Origin of the sequence: Enterobacter sp. BRE11, assembly GCF_031844285.1 — a bacterium.
Classification (GTDB): Bacteria; Pseudomonadota; Gammaproteobacteria; order Enterobacterales; family Enterobacteriaceae; genus Pantoea.
The window spans coordinates 118,108-141,919 of the sequence record NZ_JAUZUX010000003.1; the positions used below are offsets into that span (position 1 = coordinate 118,108).

General features: G+C 59.9%; 21 protein-coding genes. 6 read left to right on the top strand and 15 right to left on the bottom strand.

Annotated elements, in window-relative coordinates; all coding sequences use genetic code 11:
- Positions 1-39: 39 nt before the first annotated feature.
- The 13 genes from murG to ilvI form a co-directional block, all read right to left on the bottom strand.
- Entirely contained in the window at positions 40-1,098 is a 1,059-nt protein-coding gene (gene murG, locus Q9R34_RS04375; RefSeq protein ID WP_434126274.1) for an undecaprenyldiphospho-muramoylpentapeptide beta-N-acetylglucosaminyltransferase, read from the bottom strand.
- Entirely contained in the window at positions 1,095-2,300 is a 1,206-nt protein-coding gene (ftsW, locus tag Q9R34_RS04380) for a cell division protein FtsW (protein ID WP_485892639.1), read from the bottom strand. The genes murG and ftsW overlap by 4 nt, the downstream gene beginning before the upstream one ends.
- A 20-nt stretch (positions 2,301-2,320) precedes the next feature.
- Positions 2,321-3,637 carry a UDP-N-acetylmuramoyl-L-alanine--D-glutamate ligase gene (gene murD / locus Q9R34_RS04385; protein ID WP_485892536.1) on the bottom strand — a complete coding sequence of 439 codons (1,317 nt, stop codon included), beginning with the start codon at positions 3,635-3,637 and terminating at the stop codon, positions 2,321-2,323.
- 2 nt (positions 3,638-3,639) lie between these two features.
- Entirely contained in the window at positions 3,640-4,722 is a 1,083-nt protein-coding gene (gene mraY / locus Q9R34_RS04390) for a phospho-N-acetylmuramoyl-pentapeptide-transferase (RefSeq protein ID WP_033749483.1), read from the bottom strand.
- Complete coding sequence (gene murF / locus Q9R34_RS04395; RefSeq protein ID WP_485892537.1) at positions 4,716-6,074, bottom strand: UDP-N-acetylmuramoyl-tripeptide--D-alanyl-D-alanine ligase; 1,359 nt, start codon at positions 6,072-6,074, stop codon at positions 4,716-4,718. Before murF ends, mraY begins: the two co-directional genes overlap by 7 nt.
- Positions 6,071-7,558, bottom strand: a complete 1,488-nt coding sequence (gene murE, locus Q9R34_RS04400; protein WP_485892539.1) for a UDP-N-acetylmuramoyl-L-alanyl-D-glutamate--2,6-diaminopimelate ligase — start codon at positions 7,556-7,558, stop codon at positions 6,071-6,073. The genes murF and murE overlap by 4 nt, the downstream gene beginning before the upstream one ends.
- Positions 7,545-9,314: a peptidoglycan glycosyltransferase FtsI gene (locus tag Q9R34_RS04405; protein WP_434126284.1), complete on the bottom strand. Its 1,770-nt coding sequence runs from the start codon at positions 9,312-9,314 to the stop codon at positions 7,545-7,547. The genes murE and Q9R34_RS04405 overlap by 14 nt, the downstream gene beginning before the upstream one ends.
- A gap of 16 nt (positions 9,315-9,330) precedes the next feature.
- Positions 9,331-9,651, bottom strand: coding sequence for a cell division protein FtsL (gene ftsL, locus Q9R34_RS04410; RefSeq protein WP_434126286.1), 321 nt, complete (start codon positions 9,649-9,651; stop codon positions 9,331-9,333).
- Positions 9,648-10,589, bottom strand: coding sequence for a 16S rRNA (cytosine(1402)-N(4))-methyltransferase RsmH (gene rsmH / locus Q9R34_RS04415; RefSeq protein WP_485892541.1), 942 nt, complete (start codon positions 10,587-10,589; stop codon positions 9,648-9,650). Before rsmH ends, ftsL begins: the two co-directional genes overlap by 4 nt.
- Positions 10,590-10,591: 2 nt before the next feature.
- Positions 10,592-11,050: a division/cell wall cluster transcriptional repressor MraZ gene (gene mraZ, locus Q9R34_RS04420; protein WP_434126288.1), complete on the bottom strand. Its 459-nt coding sequence runs from the start codon at positions 11,048-11,050 to the stop codon at positions 10,592-10,594.
- A 487-nt stretch (positions 11,051-11,537) separates the two neighbouring features.
- Positions 11,538-12,548 (bottom strand): catabolite repressor/activator, encoded by a 1,011-nt coding sequence (cra, locus tag Q9R34_RS04425; RefSeq protein ID WP_434126290.1) that lies wholly within the window; start codon positions 12,546-12,548, stop codon positions 11,538-11,540.
- 189 nt (positions 12,549-12,737) lie between these two features.
- Positions 12,738-13,229, bottom strand: coding sequence for an acetolactate synthase small subunit (ilvN, locus tag Q9R34_RS04430; protein ID WP_485892543.1), 492 nt, complete (start codon positions 13,227-13,229; stop codon positions 12,738-12,740).
- 2 nt (positions 13,230-13,231) lie between these two features.
- Positions 13,232-14,956, bottom strand: coding sequence for an acetolactate synthase 3 large subunit (ilvI, locus tag Q9R34_RS04435; RefSeq protein WP_485892544.1), 1,725 nt, complete (start codon positions 14,954-14,956; stop codon positions 13,232-13,234).
- Positions 14,957-15,684: 728 nt separating this feature from the next.
- Here ilvI and leuL point away from each other — a divergent pair.
- The 5 genes from leuL to leuD all read left to right on the top strand — a co-directional run bounded on the left by leuL (position 15,685) and on the right by leuD (position 20,525).
- Positions 15,685-15,768 (top strand): leu operon leader peptide, encoded by an 84-nt coding sequence (gene leuL / locus Q9R34_RS04440; protein ID WP_127908400.1) that lies wholly within the window; start codon positions 15,685-15,687, stop codon positions 15,766-15,768.
- 90 nt (positions 15,769-15,858) lie between these two features.
- Complete coding sequence (gene leuA, locus Q9R34_RS04445; RefSeq protein WP_033749470.1) at positions 15,859-17,415, top strand: 2-isopropylmalate synthase; 1,557 nt, start codon at positions 15,859-15,861, stop codon at positions 17,413-17,415.
- A gap of 2 nt (positions 17,416-17,417) precedes the next feature.
- Positions 17,418-18,509 carry a 3-isopropylmalate dehydrogenase gene (leuB, locus tag Q9R34_RS04450; protein ID WP_048785145.1) on the top strand — a complete coding sequence of 364 codons (1,092 nt, stop codon included), beginning with the start codon at positions 17,418-17,420 and terminating at the stop codon, positions 18,507-18,509.
- Between the two features lie 4 nt (positions 18,510-18,513).
- Positions 18,514-19,917: a 3-isopropylmalate dehydratase large subunit gene (leuC, locus tag Q9R34_RS04455; protein WP_485892545.1), complete on the top strand. Its 1,404-nt coding sequence runs from the start codon at positions 18,514-18,516 to the stop codon at positions 19,915-19,917.
- Between the two features lie 2 nt (positions 19,918-19,919).
- Positions 19,920-20,525, top strand: a complete 606-nt coding sequence (gene leuD / locus Q9R34_RS04460; protein ID WP_434126295.1) for a 3-isopropylmalate dehydratase small subunit — start codon at positions 19,920-19,922, stop codon at positions 20,523-20,525.
- 177 nt (positions 20,526-20,702) lie between these two features.
- Here leuD and Q9R34_RS04465 read toward each other — a convergent pair whose 3' ends face one another.
- Positions 20,703-21,881, bottom strand: a complete 1,179-nt coding sequence (locus tag Q9R34_RS04465; protein ID WP_485892546.1) for an MFS transporter — start codon at positions 21,879-21,881, stop codon at positions 20,703-20,705.
- Positions 21,847-22,107, bottom strand: coding sequence for a hypothetical protein (locus tag Q9R34_RS04470; RefSeq protein ID WP_434126298.1), 261 nt, complete (start codon positions 22,105-22,107; stop codon positions 21,847-21,849). The genes Q9R34_RS04465 and Q9R34_RS04470 overlap by 35 nt, the downstream gene beginning before the upstream one ends.
- A gap of 16 nt (positions 22,108-22,123) precedes the next feature.
- On the opposite strand from Q9R34_RS04470, the gene sgrR reads away from it, so the two are divergent.
- On the top strand, positions 22,124-23,785 hold the full coding sequence (sgrR, locus tag Q9R34_RS04475; RefSeq protein ID WP_485892549.1) for an HTH-type transcriptional regulator SgrR: 1,662 nt from the start codon (positions 22,124-22,126) through the stop codon (positions 23,783-23,785).
- The last annotated feature ends 27 nt before the right edge of the window (positions 23,786-23,812 follow it).

Consider the following 23,812-nt stretch of genomic DNA (forward strand, 5'->3'; position numbering starts at 1 on the left):
TGCCTGTTGCGGCACCGGCCAGCACGCTGGCCCGATTATTCACTTCGCGGCGCGCGCCACTTCACGCGCGACCCTGTCGGTCGCATCGGGGATCGCCACCTGGCGGGCTTTTTCCGCCATGCTCAACAGCGTGGGGCGATCCCAGCGGCGCAGCGTCTCCGCCACGGCATCCGCGGTAAACTGCGGCTGCTCAAAAATTTTGGCCGCGCCCGCTTTTTCCAGCGGCAGCGCATTCCAGTACTGCTGACGATCTTTATGCTGAAAAGGCACGAAAATCGCCGGTAAGCCCGCTGCAGCGATTTCGCTGACGGTAAGCGCGCCGGAGCGGCACACCACCACATCCGCCCAGGCGTAGGCGGCCGCCATATCGTCAATAAATTCCGTGACCTTATGCTGCGTCTGGCCGACCTGCTGGTACGCCTTAAGCACATCCTGCTGTGCGCCTTTGCCGGTCTGATGCCACAGCGTCACGCTGTCGCCCAGCGCGGCCGCGACCTGAGGCAGCGTCTGGTTCAGCACCCGCGCGCCCTGGCTGCCGCCGACCACCAGCACGCGAATTGGACCGCTGCGGTTGGCCAGGCGCGCGTCCGGCAGCGGCAGCGCCAGCACGTCGGTGCGCACCGGATTGCCGACAACGTCCGCATGCGGGAAGGCGCCGGGAAAGGCCTGCATCACTTTGCTGGCGATCTTCGCCAGCCACTTGTTGGTCAGCCCGGCAATGCCGTTCTGCTCATGCAGCACCACTGGAATGCCGCAGCTCCAGGCCGCAAGACCACCAGGCCCGGAAACGTAGCCGCCCATGCCCAGCACCACGTCCGGCTGCCATGCCCGCATAATGGCGCGCGCCTGACGCCAGGCGTTGAAAATCCGCATCGGCGCCAGCAGCAGCGCTTTCAGGCCTTTGCCGCGCAGACCGCTGATGCGAATAAACTCAATCTCGATACCGTGTTTCGGCACCAGATCCGCTTCCATTCTGTCGGCGGTGCCGAGCCAGCGAACCTGCCACCCCTGTTCCATCAGATGATGGGCAACGGCCAGACCGGGGAAAACATGTCCGCCGGTTCCACCCGCCATCACCATCAAACGCTTCCCACTCATCGGGCACCTCGGGTAAACGCCTGCGCTTTGGTCAGGCGCGTTTCATAATCAATACGCAGTAAAAACACAATCGCCGTCGACATAATCAACAGGCTGGAGCCACCGTAGCTGATCAGCGGCAGCGTCAGCCCTTTCGTCGGCAGCATGCCCGCTGCCGCGCCGACGTTAACCAACGCCTGGAAGCTGAACCACACGCCGATAGAACAGGCGAGAAAGCCGGAAAAACGCTGATCGATCTCCAGCGCGCGGCGGCCGATCGACATCGCACGAAAAGCGACGAAGAATACCATCAACAAGGCTAAAACCACACCGATATAACCCAGTTCTTCGCCGATGATAGAGAAGATAAAGTCGGTGTGCGCTTCCGGCAGATACTCCAGTTTTTGCACCGAGTTGCCGAGCCCTTGCCCCCAGAATTCGCCGCGGCCGAACGCCATCAGCGACTGCGTCAGCTGATAGCCGCTGCCGAAAGGATCTTCCCAGGGGTTCCAGAACGAGGTTACGCGGCGCATACGGTAAGGTTCCGCGATAATCAGCAGCACCACGGCGAACATGCCGGAGCCGATAATCGCCAGAAACTGCCACAGCTTCGCGCCCGCCAGGAAGAGCATCGCCAGGGTGGTGACAAACAGCACGACCACGGTGCCAAGGTCAGGCTGCGCCAGCAGCAGCACTGCCAGCACCACCATCACGCCCATCGGTTTGCAGAAGCCCCAGAAGTTATTGCGCACCTCTTCTACCTTGCGTACCAGATAGCTGGCGAGATAGCAGAAGAGCGACAGCTTCGAGAGTTCCGCTGGCTGGATACGCAGCGGGCCGAGAGCGATCCAGCGCGAGGCGCCGTTCACCGAGCTGCCCACCACCAGTACGATCAGCAGCATCACCACCGTGGCCAGCAGCATCGCGTTGCTGTAGCGCTGCCAGAAATCCATCGGCACGCGCAGCGTGACCAGCGCGATGCCGAGCCCGAGCACGATATAGAAGGCGTCGCGCTTGGCAAAGTAAAAAGGATCGTCGTTGAGACGCTGCCCCACCGGCATCGAGGCCGAGGTCACCATCACGAAGCCGATAATCGCCAGGCCGAAGGTGAGCCACAGCAGCGTGCGGTCATAGAGCACCAGAGCGGAATCGTCGCTTTCGCGCGCGCCCATGACCCAGTCTTTAAGCCGGCTGCCGATAAAGGCGAAGAGTCCGATGAGCATTGCGCCGCCAGGAATACGCATCAGCCTAACTCCTTCGCCAGCTGCGCGAAGCGATCGCCGCGCTGTTCAAAATTACGGAACTGATCGAGGCTGGCGCAGGCGGGCGACAGCAGCACCATATCGCCAGGCTGCACCTGCGGCGCGATCAGCGCCATCGCCTGCTGCATTGTCTCGGTGCGCACGGCGTTGTCGGGACGCAGCGCCGCCAGCGCCTCGCCATCGCGGCCAAAACAGTAGAGGCGAACCTTCTCGTCCTGCACATAGCGCGCCAGCGGCGTGAAATCCGCCGATTTGCCGTCGCCGCCCAGCAGCAGCCAGAGTCGGCCATTGACCTGCAGGCCGTTAAGCGCCGCTTCGGTGCTGCCGACGTTAGTGGCTTTCGAATCGTTGATCCAGCGCACGCCGTTGGCTTCATGCACCAGCTGGAAGCGATGCGCCAGCCCGCTAAAGCTGGTCAGCGCCGCCAGGCTGGAGGCGCGCGGCAGGCCCACGGCATCGGCCAGCGCCAGCGCGGCCAGCGCATTGGTATAGTTATGCTGGCCTACCAGCTTCATCTCATCGGTGTTGAGTACTTTTTCACCCTGCACGCGCAGCCAGGTGGCGCCCTGCTGACGATTAAGGTGATAGTCGCCGAAATCGATGCCGAAGCTGACGCAGCGCGCATCGGCGCCGCGCACCGGCAGGGTCAGCGCATCGTCGGCATTGACGACGCAAACCCGCGCGTTTTCATAGATGCGCAGCTTCGCGGCGCGGTACTGCTGCATACCGAGCGGATAGCGATCCATATGATCTTCGGTGACATTGAGAATGGTCGCCGCCGCGGCTTTCAGGCTCCAGGTGGTTTCGAGCTGGAAGCTGGAGAGCTCCAGCACGTAAAGCTGTGCGGGCGATTTCAGCAGCGACAGCGCCGGCAGGCCGATATTGCCGCCCACGCCGACCTGCCATCCTGCAGCGCGCGCCATCTCGCCAACCAGCGTGGTAACGGTGCTCTTGCCGTTGGAGCCGGTGATCGCCACGATCGGTGCCTGCGCTTCGCGGCAGAACAGCTCAATATCGCCGACGATTTCCACGCCCGCCTCGGCCGCTTCAGTTAATGCCGGATGCGCCAGCGCCATGCCTGGGCTGGCGACGATCAGATCAGCCGCCAGCAGCCAGTCGCTGTTCAGCCCGCCGGTATAGCGCTCTACCTGTTGAGGCAGCTTGTCGAGTCCCGGCGGCGACACACGGGTATCCATCACGCGCGGCGTTACGCCTTGCGCTAAAAAGAAATCAACACAGGAGAGCCCCGTGAGGCCCAGCCCGATAATGACGACTTTTCTGCCCCGATAGTCAGCCATAATTAACGTACCTTCAGCGTGGCCAGGCCAATAAGCACCAGCATCAGCGAAATGATCCAGAAGCGCACGATGACGCGCGGTTCCGGCCAGCCTTTCAGTTCATAGTGATGATGAATCGGCGCCATGCGGAAAATGCGCTGTCCGCGTAGCTTGAACGATCCTACCTGCAGGATCACCGACAGCGTCTCAACCACGAACACGCCGCCCATGATCACCAGTAAAAATTCCTGACGCAGCAGCACGGCGAGCGTGCCGAGCGCGCCGCCCAGCGCCAGCGATCCCACATCGCCCATAAAAACCTGCGCCGGATAAGTGTTGAACCACAAAAAGCCCAGCCCTGCCCCGACGATGGCGGTACAGACGATCACCAGCTCGCCCGCATGGCGCAAGTAGGGAATATGCAGATACTCGGCGAACTTGACGTTGCCGGTTGCCCAGGCCACCAGCGCGAACCCGGCAGCGACAAACACGGTCGGCATAATCGCCAGGCCGTCCAGACCGTCGGTGAGATTAACGGCATTGCCGGTGCCAACGATAACGAAGTAGGCCAGCACGACGTAGAACAGGCCAAGCTGGGGCATGATGTCTTTGAAAAACGGCACTACCAGCTGCGTGGCGGGCGTCCCTTTGCCAGCGGCGTAGAGCGCGAACGCCACGCCGAGCGAAATCACCGACATCCAGAAATATTTCCAGCGCGCGATCAGTCCTTTGGTATCTTTGCGCACCACTTTGCGATAGTCATCGACAAAGCCGATGATGCCAAAGCCCACCAGCACGACCAGCACGCACCAGACGTAGGGGTTAGAAGGATAGGCCCACATCAGTACCGAAACGGTAATTGAGGTGAGGATCATAATCCCGCCCATGGTCGGGGTGCCGCGCTTGCTGAAGTGCGACTCCGGACCGTCATTGCGCACTACCTGACCAATTTGCAGCTTTTGCAGCCAGGCGATCAGGCGCGGCCCCATCCATAAAGAGATAAATAAAGCGGTCAGCAGGCTGACGATGGCGCGAAACGTCAAATATGAAAAGACGTTGAAGCCGGAATAAAAAGCGACCAGATGCTCGGCCAGCCAGACTAACATGTTCCCATCTCCTGTAGATTCTGCACGACCTGCTCCATGGCAGCACTCCGCGAACCTTTAATCAAAACGGTTAATTCCCGATGTTCGGACAACAACGTCCGTAAACGTTCAGTCAGCGCGGTCTTAGTGGCGAAATGTTCGCCAACCCCGCTGCTTTCACTAATGCTGGCGCTCAGTGTGCCGACGCTCAGCACGCGATCGACGCCCGCGGCTTTCGCCGCCAGCCCGACTTCGCGATGACACTGTTCCGCCTCTTCGCCCAGCTCGGCCATATCGCCGACCACCATAACGCGATAGCCGGGCATCTCACCCAGCACCTGCGCGGCGGCCGTCATTGAGCCGACGTTGGCGTTATAGCTGTCGTCAAGCAGCAGCTGATGCTCGCCGAGTCGAATAGGAAACAGACGGCCCGGCACGGCCTGCAGCTTTTTTAACCCGCTCTGAATGGCGCTAAGCGGCGCGTCGACCGACAGCGCCAGCGCGGCGGCAGCCAGCGCGTTGGCGATATTATGGCGGCCAGGCAGCGGCAGCGTGACGTCGATGTCGCCGCGCGGCGTCTGCAGGATAAAGTGGGTGCCGTCTACGCCCAGGCGGATATCGCGCGCGGTAAAGTCGCTGTCAGATGCCTGCGGCGAAAAGCGCCAGACGCGCTTGCCGTGCAGGTTGGCCTGCCAGTGCGGCCAGTCGTTGCTGTCGGCGTTGAGGATAGCGGTGCCGTTCGCCGGCAGACCGTTGAAGATCTCCCCTTTCGCCTTCGCCACGCCCGCCAGCGAACCGAAGCCTTCCAGATGCGCCGCCGCCAGGTTATTCACCAGCGCGCTCTCTGGGCGCGTCAATTCGGTGGTATAGGCGATTTCGCCCTGATGATTGGCGCCCAGTTCGATCACCGCATACTGATGCTGTTCGGTGAGGCGTAGCAGCGTCATCGGCACGCCAAAATCGTTATTCAGGTTGCCGGCGGTATAGAGCGTTTCGCCGCACTCGCGCAGGATGGCGGCAGTCATCTCTTTGACGGAGGTTTTACCGGAGGAGCCGGTCAGCGCCACGACGCGCGCCTTCGACTGCTGGCGCACCCAGGCGGCCAGCTTGCCGAACGCGATACGCGTGTCGGCCACGACGACCTGCGGGACAGAAAAAGGTAAATGCTTACTCACTAATAACGCCTGCGCGCCGCTGGCGATAGCGTCAGCGGCAAAATCGTGGGCGTCGAAGCGTTCGCCCACCAGCGCGACGAACAGGCTGCCGGGCGTCACTTTGCGCGTATCGGTCGTGACGTCGCTCAGCACAAGATCGCTGCCGTAAAGCGCGCCGCCGCTGATCTCGGCCAGCGTGGTAAGGGAAACCGGGATCATGCCGTTACTCCTAATAACGCGGCAACCGTGGCGCGGTCGGAATAATCCAGACGACGATTTCCCACGATTTGATAATCTTCATGACCTTTGCCCGCCACCAGTACGATGTCGTCAGGCTGGGCCTGCAGAACAGCGTTAGTGACCGCTTGCGCCCGTCCAGCGACAACGCGCGCGCGGTGCGGCTCAAGCAGGCCGGTCAAAATGTCGTTAACGATAGCCTGCGGATCTTCGCTGCGCGGGTTATCGTCGGTAATCACTACGACGTCCGCGAACTGCTCGGCGATAGCGCCCATCAGGGGACGCTTGCCTTTGTCGCGATCGCCACCGCAGCCAAACACGCACCACAACCTGCCTTTACAGTGCAGGCGCGCGGCTTCCAGCGCCTTCTCCAGCGCGTCTGGCGTATGGGCATAATCCACCACTACGGTCGGCTTGCCCGGCGCGCTGAAGACCTCCATGCGCCCGCATACCGGCTGCAGCTGCGGCGCCGTCCGCACCAGATCGGCGAGCGGATAATCGAGCGCCAGCAGCGTGGCGAACGCCAGCAGCAGATTGCTGACGTTGAACGCGCCCATGAGACGGCTGCTGAATTCACCTTCGCCCCAGCTTGAGCTGAAGCGAATATGCGCGCCATTGTCCTGATAAGTCACCTCTTCGGCTTTTACCCACCGGCCGTGACAGCCAGGCTGGAGATTGTTTTCCATGGTAACGGCAACGGCGTCGGGCAGCGTCGCCAGCCAGCGGCGTCCTGCTTCGTCGTCGGCGTTCAGGATCATTTCGCCGACCTGATGGTCGGTAAACAGCCGCTTTTTAGCCGATTCGTAGCTCTGCATGTCGCCGTGATAGTCGAGATGATCGCGGCTCAGATTAGTAAAGACCGCGGCGGCGAACGGCAGCGCGGCAACGCGATGCTGCACCAGACCGTGTGAAGAGACCTCCATCGCGGTCAGCGTCGCGCCCTGCTGCGCCAGCTCCTGCAGCAGATGCTGGACCTCCACAGCCGAGCCGGTGGTGTTCTCTGCGGCGGTCAGCTGTCCGAGCAGGCCGTTGCCGACCGTGCCCATCACCGCGCCGGTTTCGCCCAGCCGCTGCGCCCACTGCGCCAGCAGCTGCGTGGTCGTGGTTTTGCCATTGGTGCCGGTCACGCCAATCAGCTTCTGCTTTTCGCCGGGCTGACCATAGAAGCGGCCCGCCAACGCGGAGAGCCGCTGCGCCAGCTGCGCCAGGTAAATCACCGGCACGCCGTGCATTTCGCGAATATCGCCATCGCTGGCTTCGCCTTCGGCCTCTGCAATCACGGCGGCCACGCCCTGCGCGATTGCCTGCGGAATAAAACGCCGTCCATCGGCGTGGTGGCCTGCGATGGCCACAAACAGATCGCCGGACGCCGCCTTGCGGCTATCCAGTGTCATGTCACCCAGGGGACGCGCCGGCGCGCCTGGCACCCACGGGTCCAGCAAGTCGCGCAGGTTACGATCTGTCACTTTTTTCCTCACTTCTGTTTGTCACCAGCTCGTTTTTGTCATTGGTCGGCAACGCGTCCGGTTCGATATTCATGGTGCGTAGAACGCCGCCCATGATGGCACCGAACACCGGCGCGGAAACCGCACCACCGTAATACTTGCCGGCCTGGGGATCGTTGATCACCACCACCAGCGCAAAACGAGGATGACTGGCAGGCGCGACGCCTGCGGTATAGGCGATATATTTATTGACGTAGCGGCCATCCGGGCCGACTTTTTTCGCCGTACCGGTTTTGATCGCGATGCGATAGCCTTTAATGGCCGCTTTTACGCCGCCGCCGCCCGGCAGCGCGACGCTTTCCATCATATGAACCACGGTTTTCACCAGCGGTTCCGGGAAGACGCGCTCGCCTGCGACAGGCGGATCAACTTTGGTAATCGACAGCGGCCGGAAGATGCCGTAGCTGCCGATGGTCGCGTAGACACGCGCTAACTGTAACGGCGTTACCATTAGCCCGTAGCCGAAAGAGAAGGTGGCCCTCTCTATGTCAGACCACCGTTGTTTTTGAGGGTATAAGCCACTACTTTCCCCGACCAGCCCCAAATTGGTCGGTTTACCCAGACCAAAGCGCGCATAAGTTTCTACAAGCGCTGAGGAGGGCATCGCTAACGCCAGCCGTGAAACGCCGACGTTACTCGACTTCTGCAGAACCCCGGTAAGGGTCAATTCGTTATAGCGCGCCACGTCTTTGATCTCATGACCGTTAACGCGGTACGGCACGGTATTAAGCACGCTGTTTTCCCGCACCACGCCGCGCTGCAGCGCCGTCATCACCACCATCGGCTTGACGGTCGAGCCAGGCTCGAAGATGTCGGTGATGGCGCGGTTGCGCATCATCTCTTTCGGCGTGTTGCTGAGGTTATTGGGGTTGTAGGCCGGGCTGTTGGCCATCGCCAGCACTTCGCCAGTATTGACGTCCACCAGTACGGCCGTGCCCGATTCAGCTTTGTTGAACGCTACCGCATTGTTAAGTTCGCGGTAGACCAGCGCCTGCAGGCGTTCGTCGATGCTGAGCGTCAGGTTATGGGCGGCGCGGCTGTCCACCGATGAGATATCTTCAATCACGCGGCCGTTACGGTCTTTACGCACCGTTCGCTCGCCCGGCGCGCCGGTCAGCCATTTATCGAAGCTCTTCTCGATGCCTTCGATCCCCTGGCCATCAATATTGGTAAAGCCGATCAGGTGAGACGTCACCTGACCGGCCGGATAGTAGCGGCGCGACTCTTCGCGCAGATGGATGCCGGGCAGTCGCAGCTTTTTGATGTAGTCGCTGATGGCGGGATTGACCTGGCGCGCCAGATAGATGAAGCGTCCTTTGGGATTGGCGTTGACGCGCGTCGCCAGCTGATCGAGAGGAATAGAGAGCGCGTCGGCGAGCGCTTTCCAGCGGCCGTCGAGGGTCACGCCGCCCGCGTCGTGCAGCTCTTTCGGGTCGGCCCAGATGGCGTTGACCGGCACGCTGACCGCCAGCGGACGACCGGCGCGATCGCTGATCATGCCGCGCGCGGTAGGCACCGCCTGTACGCGCAGCGAGCGCAAATCGCCCTCTTTCACCAGCTTATCGGGGCTGATGACCTGCAGCCAGGCGACACGTGAGAGCAGGCCAAACAGCGCCAGTAAAATACAGCCGCACAGCAACGCAAAACGCCAGCTTACAAAGCTGGCCTTATCTTCCTGTTTTTTCAACTTCTTCAGCGTTTTGCTTGCGCCGCTCATTGCTATTTAGCGTTCCTTATTTCTGTACCACGATATTTTCCTGGGATGGGTCTACGTGCTGTAGCTGCAGCTTTTCGGTGGCGATGCGCTCCACCCGGCTGTGATCGCCCAGCGCGTTCTCCTCAAGGATCAGGTTACGCCATTCAATGTCTAGCGCGTCGCGCTCTAATACCAGCTGTTCGCGCTGCGCGGTCAGCAGACGCGTTTTGTGTGTCGTCGTCACCACCATCACGGCCGACACCAGCACGGCGGTGAGCAAAATCAGCGGGATTTTGCCGAACCGCAGCAGATCGCCGCCGATGACGCCGGGCAGGCTGTGACGTTCGTTGCCGATCATGCGTCGGTTCTCTCTGCGATGCGCAGGACCGAACTGCGCGCGCGCGGGTTGTCCGCCACCTCCGCGTCACCCGGCGTCATTTTGCCGAGCAGCTTCAGCTGACGTCCGCCCAGCGCTTTAAGCTGCGACTCGGTCATCGGCAGACCGGCTGGCACCTGTGGGCCGCGGCTCTGGTCGCGCATAAAACGCTTCACCAGACGATCTTCCAGCGAGTGGAAGCTGATGATGGAGAGGCGTCCTTCGGGCGCCAGCGCCGTTAGCGCCCCTTTCAGCGCTTCTTCAATCTCTTCCAGCTCGCTGTTGATCCAGATACGGATCGCCTGAAAGCTGCGCGTTGCCGGATGCTTAAATTTATCTTTCACCGGCGTTGCCGCCGCGATAACGTCGGCCAGCTCTTTGGTGCGCGTCATCGGCTGTTCGCGGTTGCGCTCGACGATGGCGCGCGCAATGCGTTTCGCAAAACGCTCTTCGCCGTAGGTCTTCAGCACAAAGGCGATATCCGCCTCTTCTGCTTGCAGCAGCCACTCGGCGGCGGAATGGCCTCGCGTTGGATCCATGCGCATATCCAGCGGCCCGTCACGCATAAAGGAGAAGCCGCGTTCCGCGTCGTCCAGCTGCGGCGACGAGACGCCCAGATCGAGCAAGATGCCGTTGATTTTGCCGCTTAAGCCCAGCTCCTCGACATAGTCAGCCAGCGCGGAGAAGGGGCCATGCACGATCGAGAAACGCGGATCGGCGATTTCGGCGGCGGCGGCGATAGCTTGCGGGTCGCGATCGATGGCGATAAGCCGTCCTTGCGGGCCCAGTTGCGACAGAATCAGACGTGAATGTCCGCCGCGACCGAAGGTGCCGTCGATGTAGATGCCGTCTTCCCTGATGTTGAGGCCGTTAACCGCCTCGTCCAGCAGCACCGTGGTATGTTTAAAATTTTCCTGCATAGCTATAGCGACAAGTCCTGCAACCGCTCAGATAAAGGTTCCTGAGCCGACTGTTCTGCGTCAATGTCATCCTTGACTTGTTGATACCAGGTCTGTTCATCCCACAGTTCAAACTTGTTGAACTGGCCGACCAGCATCACTTCTTTCGTCAGGTGCGCGTGTTGCCGAAGGGTATTCGCCAGCAGCAAACGGCCTGCGCTGTCCATCTGACACTCACTGGCATGCCCCAGCAGCAGGCGCTGTACGCGCCGCTCAACGGGGTTCATGCTGGATAAGCGAGACAGCTTTTTTTCGATGATTTCCCATTCGGGCAGGGTATAAAGCAACAGGCATGGCTGATGAAGGTCGATGGTGCAAACCATCTGCCCTTGAGATTCCCCGATCAGCGTTTCGCGATAGCGCGTTGGCACGGCCAGTCGCCCCTTGCTGTCGAGATTGACTAACGTTGCTCCACGGAACATGCCAGTCTTCCCCTCAGCTCCCCATTTTCACCACTTTACCCCACTTTTTACCACGCCACGAGTTTACGGAGGCGATGAAATCGTTGTCAAGCCGAAGCGCGGCGGGAATATAACTATTTACAAGGGGGGATTTCGCTGATTGAAAAGGGGCAAATTGGGCAAAAGGTCAATTTTAAAAATTAACCTGATGAATAATGGAATAAAAACCAGACTGCTAAAAAAAACGCTTAAAAATAAGCCTGACGTGATGCGCTAATATTCTTCACCATTTCTGAGACAGGGGCGGCATTTTAGGGGAGTTCCGAAAGCAGCGCCTACTGTTTCAGGCGGGGCGGGAGTGCGTACCGGCCTAAAGAAATGAACATTTAACAATCACATCGCAGCTAATTTGTTAGATGAGGTGTCGCAGCTTTACGCTTTTTTACCCTTAAAATTGACGAATGTTAATACAAAAAAATTTAAGGGCAGCGGTATTGCTGCCCGTCAGCTATTTAACTTTGCGGCTGAGCTGGCCGCGACGAAATAAATTTCGACGAATGCGCGTTAATCCCGGTTTCGGTTTTCGTGGTTCATCCAGCGAAGCCAGAACTAACTCCAGCACGCGCTCCGCCACGTCGCGATGACGCTGCCCCACCGCCAGCACCGGACACTCTAAAAAGTCCAGTAATTCGTGGTCGCCAAATGTAGCGATCGCGAGGTCAGTCGGCAGGCGTCCGTCACGTTTCAGCGTGACGTCCATGACCCCCTGCAGCAGACCGAACGACGTGGTAAAAAGCGCTTCCGGCATATCGTGGCCGTCAAGGTACTTCTCAAACAGCGCCGCTGCCGCCGTGCGCTCGAAGCTGTTGCAGTAGATATAGTCGATGGGGCGCGGATCCTCTTTCCAGGCGTCACGGAAACCCATTTCACGCAGAAAGCTGACGGAAAGCTCGGGCAGCGCGCCGAGAAACAGCACGTTTTTCACCGGCAGCTGACGCAATTCAGCCGCCAGCGTAAAGGCATCGTCCTGATCGGCGCCCACGACGCTGGTGAAGTGTTCACGATCCAGCGCACGGTCCAGCGCGATAATCGGCAGCGGATCGTTGATCCAGCGTTGATAGAACGGATGCTCAGGCGGCAGCGAGGTTGAAACGATTATCGCATCGACCTGGCGCTGCAGCAGATGTTCGATGCAACGCATTTCATTGTCGGGCTGATCTTCCGAGCAGGCGATCAGCAGCTGATAGCCGCGCTGACGCGCCTGACGTTCAAGATAGTTGGCAATGCGGGTATAGCTGGTGTTTTCCAGGTCGGGGATCACCAGGCCGATCGAACGCGTACGACCAGCACGCAGGCCCGCCGCTACGGCGTTGGGGTGGTAGTTATGCTCACGCACGACCGCCATCACTTTCTCGACGGTTTTTTCGCTGACACGATACTGCCGCGCTTTACCATTGATGACATAACTGGCCGTGGTGCGCGACACGCCTGCCAGGCGCGCGATTTCATCCAGTTTCACGATAACTCCATACTTCACGGCGAGCCGCATTGCGGGCAGATGTCCGCAAATAAGCTAAGGGTAACTCGTTTGTAACATCTAACAGCAGAACTTCGCGCTGAGCAACCGCTTTTCTTAGCGATCCCTGCATAGCGCATAAAATAAAAAAACCCGGCATTACGCCGGGTTAGAGACTGTCACCCTGAGCAATTACCGCATAATGCGATCGCCGCGCGACACGCCGACGATGCCAGAACGCGCTACTTCAACGATTTCCGCTACTTCGCGCACGGTATTGAGAAAGGCGTCAAGCTTGTCGCTGGTGCCTGCGAGCTGAACCGTGTACAGCGTCGGCGTCACGTCGATAATCTGGCCGCGGAAGATCTCCGCGCTGCGTTTCACCTCTTCACGGCCGTAACCGGTGGCCTGCAGCTTCACCAGCATGATTTCGCGCTCGACATAGGCGCCCTGCCCCAGCTCGCTGACGCGCAGCACATCCACCAGCTTATGCAGCTGCTTTTCAATCTGCTCCAGCACCTTTTCGTCGCCAACGGTCTCGATGGTCATACGCGACAGCGTGGGATCGTCGGTCGGCGCGACCGTCAGGCTCTCGATGTTATAGCCGCGCTGGGAAAAGAGGCCCACCACGCGAGACAATGCGCCGGATTCGTTCTCCAGCAGAACCGATAAAATACGACGCATAATTATGTCCTCTCCGTTTTGCTCAGCCACATCTCATCCATCGACCCGCCGCGGATTTGCATCGGGTAGACGTGCTCGCTGCCGTCGACGGTGACGTCGACGAACACCAGCCGCCCTTTCGCCAGCGTATCCAGCGCCAGCTGCAGCTTCTCTTCCAGCTCAGACGGATGCTGAATCGCAATGCCAACGTGACCGTACGCCTCAGCCAGGCGCACAAAGTCCGGCAGCGACTCCATATACGACTGCGAATGGCGGCCTGAATAGATCATATCCTGCCACTGCTTCACCATACCGAGCACGCGGTTGTTCAGGCTCAGCACCAGCACCGGCAAATCGTACTGCAGCGCGGTGGAGAGCTCCTGAATATTCATCTGAATGCTGCCGTCGCCGGTTACACAGATCACCGTCTCTTCCGGCAGCGCCATTTTCACGCCCAGCGCGGCCGGCAGCCCAAAGCCCATGGTGCCGAGCCCGCCGGAGTTGATCCAGCGGCGCGGTTTGTCAAAGGGATAATAGAGCGCGGCAAACATCTGATGCTGGCCAACGTCCGACGTGACGTAGGCGTCGCCGTTAGTCAGGCGAAAGATCGTTTCGATCACCGCCTGCGGCTTGATCTTTTCACTGTTGCGATCGAACGCCAGGCATTTACGACTGCGCCAGCCCTCGATGCTCTGCCACCAGTCGCGCAGGCTATCGAGATCCTGCTTCGTCTCGCTCTGCGCCAGCAGATCGAGCATTTGCTGCAGCGTCTGCTTCGCATCGCCGACGATGGGAATATCCGCCGCCACGGTTTTCGAAATCGAAGTCGGATCGATGTCGATATGCAGCACCGTCGCGTTCGGACAATATTTTGCCAGGTTATTGGTGGTGCGATCGTCAAAGCGCACGCCGACGGCAAAGATAAGATCGGCGTTATGCATCGTCATATTGGCTTCGTAGGTGCCGTGCATGCCGAGCATGCCCACCGACTGTCGATGCGTGCCGGGGAAAGCGCCCAGCCCCATCAGCGAACTGGTGACCGGAATGTTTAGCTGCTCCGCAAGCTGCAACAGCTCCGCCTCGCACGCCGAGGTAATTGCGCCGCCGCCGACGTATATCACCGGCTTACGCGCGGCAAGCAGCGTATTGAGCGCGCGCTTAATCTGTCCTTTGTGCCCCTGAATCGTCGGGTTGTAGGAGCGCATGCTCACCGATTCCGGGTAGACATAAGGGAGTTTTTTGGCCGGATTCAGAATATCCTTCGGCAGATCGATCACCACCGGCCCTGGACGCCCGCTGGCCGCCAGCCAGAACGCTTTTTTCAGCACGGTCGGGATCTCTTCGGTGTTTTTCACCAGAAAGCTGTGTTTCACCACCGGGCGGGAAATCCCCACCATGTCGCACTCCTGAAAGGCGTCGTAGCCAATCAGCGAGGACGGCACCTGCCCTGACAGGATCACCAGCGGAATCGAATCCATATAGGCGGTGGCGATACCGGTAATCGCATTGGTTGCGCCGGGTCCCGAGGTCACCAGCACCACGCCGACTTCGCCAGTCGCGCGCGCCAGGCCGTCCGCCATATGTACCGCGCCCTGCTCATGGCGCACCAGTACATGATCGATTCCGCCGACGGTTTGCAGCGCATCATAAATATCCAGCACCGCGCCGCCCGGATAACCAAACACCTGCTTCACGCCCTGATCGATTAACGAACGGACGACCATTTCGGCTCCTGACAACATCTCCATTTTCTGCCTCCAGGCTTGAGGAACTGAATCCACTGACGCTCGCTGTTCCTGCGCGCCACTGGCATCCTGCCCCACATTCGCCAGTTAAGATCAAAACCTTATGTTTATGCGCAGACGCCGGAACGCCTTTCCGACATCCAGATACAGAGAAATCTGCTTGGTTAATTGTTTTAAGAGTTGGTCGATTACCATAACCGTAGAAAACCTGGCAGGCAAACGTCAGAATCTGCGCTTATCGTTCCGCCGGCCGTAAAGCCTCTGCGCGATAAGTTAAGGGCGCGAGGAATTATCTAATTCACCGGAAGTTAGGCAGAAGAAAATGCTGAAGACAAAATCATTTTCAGCGGGTTATAAGAAATAATAAAAAATTAATTCTGCCAACATCAGCCCACAATTTTCCTGCGAAATTCATTTCTGGCGTTATCAACTCTAAAATAAAGGCAATGCACAACAATGTGCTGCCACGCAGCGGCAAAACGGTTTTGCTGCGGCGGTCAAATAACGCCTTTTAAATCATTAAAAATCAAATATATATAGTGAAATCATTGCCGTACTCCGCCTCTCCTGCGCGCCATTTTTCCGCACATTGTCTGTTCCACTGATCTGGCGCAAAATCGCAGAATTATTTTCTTAACGTTCGCTGAAAATACCCTTTTACTTATGGTTGACATCCCGTCGCGATTCCAGTACCAATATGTGCAGCACAAAATTTTACGAGGTTCGAATCCATGTTTCATTCATTCCGCCTACTCGGTCTACTACTTAACGCATTCAGTTTGCGCGGTAGACTCGTGGGCAGAATCAAACACTGATTCGAACCTGCTGAAAGCTAAAAACCCGCGCCTTGCGCGGGTTTTTTTATGCTCGTTGCACGGTGAAGTTAACGCATAAGGATGAATACGATGAGCCAGCAAGTCATTATTTTCGATACCACTCTGCGCGACGGTGAGCAGGCATTACAGGCCAGCCTGAGTGTGAAAGAAAAATTGCAGATCGCACTGGCGCTGGAGCGCATGGGCGTCGACGTGATGGAAGTCGGTTTTCCGGTCTCGTCGCCGGGCGACTTCGAATCCGTACAGACCATCGCGCGCACCATTAAAAACAGCCGCGTCTGCGGGCTGGCGCGCTGCGTCGAGAAAGATATCGACGCCGCCTATGAAGCGCTGCGCGTGGCGGAGGCCTATCGTATCCACACCTTCATCGCCACCTCGCCAATGCATATCGCCACCAAACTGCGCAGCACCTTACCAGAGGTGATTGAACGCGCGGTGCACATGGTGAAGCGTGCGCGCAACTACACCAGCGACGTGGAGTTCTCCTGCGAAGATGGCGGCCGCACGCCTATCGACGATCTGTGTCGTGTTGTGGAGGCAGCGATTAACGCCGGCGCCACCACCATCAACATTCCGGACACCGTGGGCTACACCCTGCCGGGCGAATACGCCAGCATCATTAGCCAGCTGATTAATCGCGTGCCCAATATCGATAAAGCGATTCTGTCGGTGCACACCCATGACGATTTAGGCATGGCGACCGGCAACGCGCTGGCGGCCGTGCAGGCGGGCGCACGCCAGGTGGAAGGCACGCTGAACGGTCTGGGCGAGCGCGCCGGCAACTGCGCGCTGGAAGAGGTCATCATGGCGATTAAAACCCGCCAGCAGATCCTGAACGTGCATACCAACATCCAGCATCAGGAAATCTACCGCACCAGCCAGATGGTCAGCCAGATCTGCAATATGCCGATCCCGGCGAACAAAGCGGTGGTCGGCTCTAACGCCTTTGCCCACTCCTCCGGTATTCATCAGGACGGCGTGCTGAAAAACCGTGAGAACTACGAAATCCTGACGCCGGAGTCGATCGGCCTGCACAAAATCCAGCTGAACCTGACCTCGCGCTCCGGCCGCGCTGCGGTGAAGCACCGCATGGAAGAGATGGGCTATAAAGAGAGCGACTACAGCCTGGACGCGCTTTATGACGCTTTCCTGAAGCTGGCCGACAAGAAAGGCCAGGTGTTCGATTACGATCTGGAAGCGCTGGCCTTTATCAACAAGCAGCATGAAGAGCCAGAGTATTTCCAGCTGAACGAATTCAACGTGCAGACCGGCTCCAGCGTCACGGCGACCGCGTCGGTACAGCTGGGCTGCGGCGAAGAGACCAAAGCGGACGCTGCCACCGGCAACGGCCCGGTCGACGCGGTTTACCAGGCGATCAACCGCATTACCGGCTTCGAAGCCGAGCTGGTGAACTACAAGTTAACGGCGAAAGGCCACGGCGAAAACGCGCTGGGCCAGGTGGATATCGTGGTCAACTATAACGGCCGCAAATTCCACGGGGTGGGTCTGGCGACCGATATCGTCGAATCCTCCGCGAAAGCGATGGTGAACGCGCTGAACAATATCTGGCGCGCCAAAGAAGTCGAAAAAGAATTGCAGCGCAAATTTCAGAAGGAAACGGTGTAACTATGTCTACCTCTTCTCATATCGCAGTATTGCCCGGCGACGGTATCGGCCCGGAAGTGATGGCGCAGGCCCTGAAAGTGCTGGACGCCATTCGTCACCGCTTTGATATGCGTATTACCACCAGCGAGTATGACGTTGGCGGCATCGCCATCGACCGTCACGGTGAACCGCTGCCGCCTGCGACCGTCGCAGGCTGCGAGCAGGCCGACGCGATCCTGTTCGGCTCAGTCGGCGGCCCGAAATGGGAGCATCTGCCGCCCGCCGCGCAGCCGGAACGCGGCGCGCTGCTGCCGCTGCGCAAGCATTTCAGATTGTTCAGCAACCTGCGTCCCGCCGCGCTCTACCAGGGGCTGGAAGCTTTTTGTCCGCTGCGCGCCGATATCGCCGCAAAAGGTTTCGATATTCTGTGCGTGCGCGAGCTCACCGGCGGTATCTACTTCGGCCAGCCGAAAGGTCGTGAAGGCAGCGGTCCGCATGAGCGCGCCTTCGACACCGAGGTTTATCACCGTTTCGAGATTGAACGCATCGCCCGCATCGCTTTTGAGTCGGCGCGCAAGCGTCGCAATAAAGTCACCTCTATCGATAAAGCCAACGTGCTGCAAACCTCGGTGATGTGGCGCGAAATCGTTAATGAAGTGGCGCAGGATTATCCCGACGTGCAGCTGAGCCATATGTATATCGATAACGCCACCATGCAGCTGATTAAAGACCCGTCGCAGTTCGACGTGCTGCTCTGCTCCAATCTCTTCGGCGACATTCTCTCTGACGAGTGCGCGATGATCACCGGCTCGATGGGCATGCTGCCGTCAGCCAGCCTGAATGAAGAGAGTTTCGGTCTGTATGAGCCGGCAGGCGGCTCCGCGCCGGATATCGCCGGACAGAATATCGCGAACCCGGTGGCGCAGATCCTGTCGCTGTCGCTGCTGCTGCGCTACAGCCTGAATGCGGACGCCGCCGCCGACAGCATTGAGCGCGCCGTCAGCCGCGCGCTGGAAGAAGGCTACCGTACCCGAGATTTGGCCGGTGATGGCCCCGCCGTCACCACAGATGAGATGGGCAGCGTGATTGCCCGCTTTATCGCCGAGGAAAAATAAAATAATGAAAACCTTATACCAGAAGTTATTTGATGCACATGTCGTTCACGAAGCGCCCAACGAGACGCCGCTGCTCTATATCGATCGTCACCTGATCCATGAGGTGACGTCGCCGCAGGCCTTCGACGGTCTGCGCGCCCACGGCCGCAAAGTGCGTCAGCCGTCGAAGACGTTCGCCACCATGGACCATAACGTTTCGACCCAGACCAAAGATATCAACGCCTCCGGCGAGATGGCGCGCATCCAGATGCAGGAGCTGATGAAGAACTGCGCCGAGTTCGGCGTACAGCTCTACGATCTGAACCACCCGTTCCAGGGCATCGTGCACGTTATCGGGCCAGAGCAAGGCATGACGCTGCCGGGCATGACCATCGTCTGCGGTGATTCACACACCGCCACGCACGGCGCGTTCGGTTCGCTGGCTTTCGGCATCGGCACCTCAGAAGTGGAGCATGTTTTCGCGACCCAGACGCTGAAGCAGGGTCGCGCGAAGACCATGAAAATCGAGGTGCTGGGCGACGCCGCGCCGGGCATCACCGCGAAGGATATCGTGCTGGCGATTATCGGGAAAACCGGCAGCGCGGGCGGCACCGGCCACGTGGTCGAATTCTGCGGTCCGGCTATCGAAGCCCTGAGCATGGAAGGCCGCATGACGCTGTGCAATATGGCGATCGAGATGGGCGCCAAGGCGGGCCTGGTCGCCCCCGACGAGACTACCTTCAACTACCTGAAAGGCCGTCAGTTCGCGCCGCAGAGCGAGAAGTGGGAGCAGGCGGTGGAATACTGGCGCACCCTGAAATCGGACGCAGGCGCGCACTACGACGCGGTGGTTACGCTGAACGCTGCCGATATCGCGCCGCAGGTGACCTGGGGCACCAACCCGGGCCAGGTAATCGCCGTGGATGAGCCGATCCCGAACCCGGCCTCGTTTACCGATCCGGTCGAACGCGCCTCCGCCGAGAAGGCGCTCGCCTATATGAATCTGCAGCCGGGCATTCGCCTGACCGACGTGGCGATCGATAAGGTGTTTATCGGCTCCTGCACCAACTCACGTATCGAGGATCTGCGCGCCGCGGCGGCGATTGCTAAAGGACGCAAGGTCGCGCCGGGCGTGGTGGCGATGGTGGTGCCGGGCTCCGGTCCGGTGAAAGCGCAGGCGGAAGCGGAAGGCCTGGATAAAATCTTTCTGGAAGCCGGTTTCGAATGGCGCCTGCCGGGCTGCTCGATGTGCCTGGCGATGAACAACGACCGTCTGAATCCAGGCGAGCGCTGCGCCTCGACCAGCAACCGTAACTTTGAAGGGCGCCAGGGCCGCGGCGGACGCACGCATCTGGTCAGCCCGGCGATGGCCGCCGCCGCCGCGGTTTCCGGCCACTTTGCCGATATCCGTGAACTGACAGGAGCTTGATCATGGCGAAAAAATTCACTCAGCATACCGGCATTGTCGCCCCGCTGGACGCGGCGAACGTCGACACCGACGCCATTATTCCCAAGCAGTTCTTGCAGAAGGTAACGCGCACCGGCTTTGGCGCGCATCTGTTTCACGACTGGCGCTTTGACGACGACGCCGGCACCGTGCCGACCGCCAGCTTTGTGCTCAACAAGCCAGAGTTTCAGGGCACCAGCATTCTGCTGGCGCGCGAAAACTTCGGCTGCGGCTCGTCGCGTGAGCATGCGCCCTGGGCGCTGACCGATTTTGGTTTTCACGTAGTGATTGCGCCGAGCTTCGCCGATATTTTCTACGGCAACAGCTTTAACAACCAGCTGCTGCCGGTGCGCCTCAGCGACGAGCAGGTGGATGAGATGTTTAAGCTGGTGGCGGCGCAGCCGGGCATCCGTTTTACCGTCGATCTGGAAGCGCAGACGGTGACGGCGGGCGACAAAATCTACTCGTTCGAGATCGACAGCTTTCGCCGCCACTGCATGCTGAACGGCCTCGACAGCATCGGCCTGACGCTGCAGCACGAAGCGGCGATTACCGATTACGAACAGCGCCAGCCTGCGTTTTTGAATTAAGGCATCACTGTTTGCAGGTCAGGAGCTAACGCGAGTGGCAGGGTCCGATCGCAAAGTCGCTAAACGCATCCCTGCTCGCTCGGCCCGCACCATCCCTGGTGCGGGCCGCTTTGCTCTTCGGACCCAGCCACCCGCGTTTTAAGTTTTAGCGCTGCCTGTAAGAAAAACAGTGCCCTCTTAGACGTTCTTCACGCGCGCCGACATGGCGAACGCCGCGACGGCCAGTCCCAGCGCCAGCCAGTAGACCGCAATATGCCCGAAGCGCTCGCTCAGCGTCCCCTGAATCACGCCTGCCAGAATCATCCCGGTCGAAATAGAATTGGTGAACATGGTGGTCGCCGCGCCCGGCCGACCCGGCATCAGATCCTGAAACCACAGCATGCCGATGCCGGCGATGATGCCGATAAACACCGCGTTAAACAGCTGCAGCGCCATCAGCGCGGTCTGCGAGGCGAACATCGCCAGCCCGGCGTAAAACAGAATGCCCGCCGCCACCGCGATCAGCATCAGATTGCGCTTGCCGACGCGTTTCGCGTAGTGCCCGGCCAGCAGCATTACCGGGATCTCCAGCCCGGCCGCCGTCCCCATCAGCAGACCCGCCAGCTTCTCCGGCAGGCCGAGCGTGACGCTGATATAGAGCGGCATATCGATGATGTACATGGTATTGCAGGTCCACATCGTTACCGAGGCGATAAACAGCAGGCGCACGTCGCGGTCGCGCCAGCCGCTCAGCGGCATGCCGCCGCTCCTCATCAGCGGCTCGGCGCGCGGCACCGACGGCAAGGTAAACTTGATCAGCAGGATACAGACCAGAAACAGCGCAGCCGCCACCAGAAAAAGCGTCACAAAGCCGAAATTAAGCGCCAGCGCGAACGACAGCGGCGGGCCGATGACCCAGGCGAGCGACAGCTGCGCGCGCATCACCGAGCTGAACATCACCGCTTCGCGCGCCGACTGGTCAGCATACTCGCGCGCCAGCGCGAAGATCCGCGGCATCGACACGCTGGCCAGCGCCGAGAGCAGCACGCCAAGGGTAATCAGCGTCAGGTAGTGGCGGGTAAAGGCGAACAGCAGCGCGTTGCAAAACGCCATCGCACAGCAAAAGAGGATCAGCGTACGGCGATCGCCGCGGCTGTCGGAGCGCTTCGCCACCAGCATGCTGACCACGATGCCCGCGATGGCGTTGACGGTAAAAAAGAGCCCGACCCAAAGAGGACGCGCCTGCACCTCGCGCGTCAGAAACAGACTCAGCGTCGGCGCCTGCAGCGCGCCGGCGACGCCGATCATAAAAGAGGCGGCCATAAAAGCGAGAAAGACCGGATTAATACGGCGTTTCCGGGTTAACAGCGGCTTCATAGCGACATCCCTTTGCAGTGGCGAAAACAGGAAAACGGATTCTAACGCAACAGAAAAAAGCCAGCAGGAAAAATCGCTGCTGGCGGTGTAACTGCACCCTACTCAGAAAAGATCCCGCCGCAGCGGCATCATGGTCGAGCGCCATTCCGTGCGGAATGCCTCCCGCTCTTCCAATAGCGCTAAGTTTGCCCTTAATATGAGGCAGGAAAAACTGAGCGCTTTTCACAGGGAGTTCCTCTTTTATGTCCTCATCACGCCTTAAGCAGCAGTTCATCCGCCTGTGGCAAAGCTGTCAGGGGGAAAGCCAGCTGGTCACGCTCAGCGAACTGGCCGAACGGCTGCACTGCTCGCGTCGCCATATGCGCAACCTGCTGAATGCGATGCAGGAGGCGGGCTGGCTCACCTGGCAGGCCGAGGCGGGACGCGGCAGGCGCTCACAGCTCAGCTTCTGCTACACCGGCCTGGCGCTGCAGCAGCAGCGCGCCGAGGATCTGCTGGCGCAGGATCGTATCGATCAGCTGGTGCAGCTGGTCGGCGATAAGGCGGAGGTCCGTCAGATGATCCGCGCCCATCTCGGCCGCAGCTTCCGCCAGGGCAAACATATTCTGCGCGTGCTCTACTATCGCCCGCTGCTTAACCTGCTGCCCGGCTCGCCGCTGCGCCGCTCTGAAACGCACCTGGCGCGGCAAATTTTTAACGGCCTGACGCGCATAAATGAGGAAAACGGGGAAGTCGAGGCGGATATTGCCCATCACTGGCAGGCGATATCGCCGCTGCACTGGCGTTTTTATCTGCGCCCGGCGATCCGCTTTCATCACGGCCGCGAGCTGGAGATGGCGGACGTCACGTCGAGCCTGGAACGCCTGCGCCCGCTGCCGCTCTTCTCCCATATTCGACGCATCGATTCCCCCGCGCCCTGGACGCTGGATCTCCATCTCAGCGAGCCGGACGACTGGCTGCCGTGGCTGCTCGGCAGCGTCAGCGCCATGATTCTGCCGCGCGAATGGCCGCAAATGCGCGACTTCGCGCGACATCCCGTGGGCACCGGCCCCTATCGCGTGGTGCGCAATCAGCAGAGTCAGCTGAAGATCGAGGCGTTTGACGATTATTTCGGCTTTCGCGCGCTGATTGACGATGTCTCAATCTGGGTGCTGCCGGAGATCAGCGACGAGCTGGTCTACTCTGGCGTGCGCCTCCAGGGCGCCGCCGAGGATGAAAAGTCGGAAGAGAGCCGCCTTGAAGAGGGCTGCTATTTTCTCCTGTTCGATCAGCGCTCCGCCCTGGGGCGCGATGCCGACGTCCGGCGCTGGCTCTGCCATTTGCTGAATCCCATCGCGCTGCTCAACTGCGCCGAGGCGGGCTATCAGCGCTACTGGTATCCCGCTTACGGCCTGCTGCCGCGCTGGCACCACCGCCGCGACCTGACGCCAGCGACCAGACCGCCCGGCCTGGAGAGCCTGACGCTGACCTGGTACAGCCAGCACGTCGAGCATGAGGGCATCGCCAATGCGCTGCGCCCGCTGCTGGCGCAGCACAACGTGCGGCTGATTACCCGCGCGGTCGACTATGACACCTGGCATCAGGGCGAAGCAGAAAGCGATGTCTGGCTCGGCAGCGTCAACTTCACCCTGCCGCTGGAGTATGCGCTGTTTGCCCAGCTCTATGAGATCCCGCTGCTGCACCACTGTCTGCCGCTCGACTGGGAAGCGGACGCCGCGCGCTGGCGGCGCCGCGCGCTGCCGCTCGCCGAATGGAGCAAGCGGCTGCTCGACGCGGACAGTTTGCATCCCCTGTTTCACCACTGGCTGCTGCTGGAAGGCCAGCGCAGCATGCGCGGCGTGCGGCTCAATACGCTCGGCTGGTTCGACTTTAAATCCGCCTGGTTCGCGCCGCCGACGCTGTGACGCTTTCCCCCTGGCGGCGAAATGTCT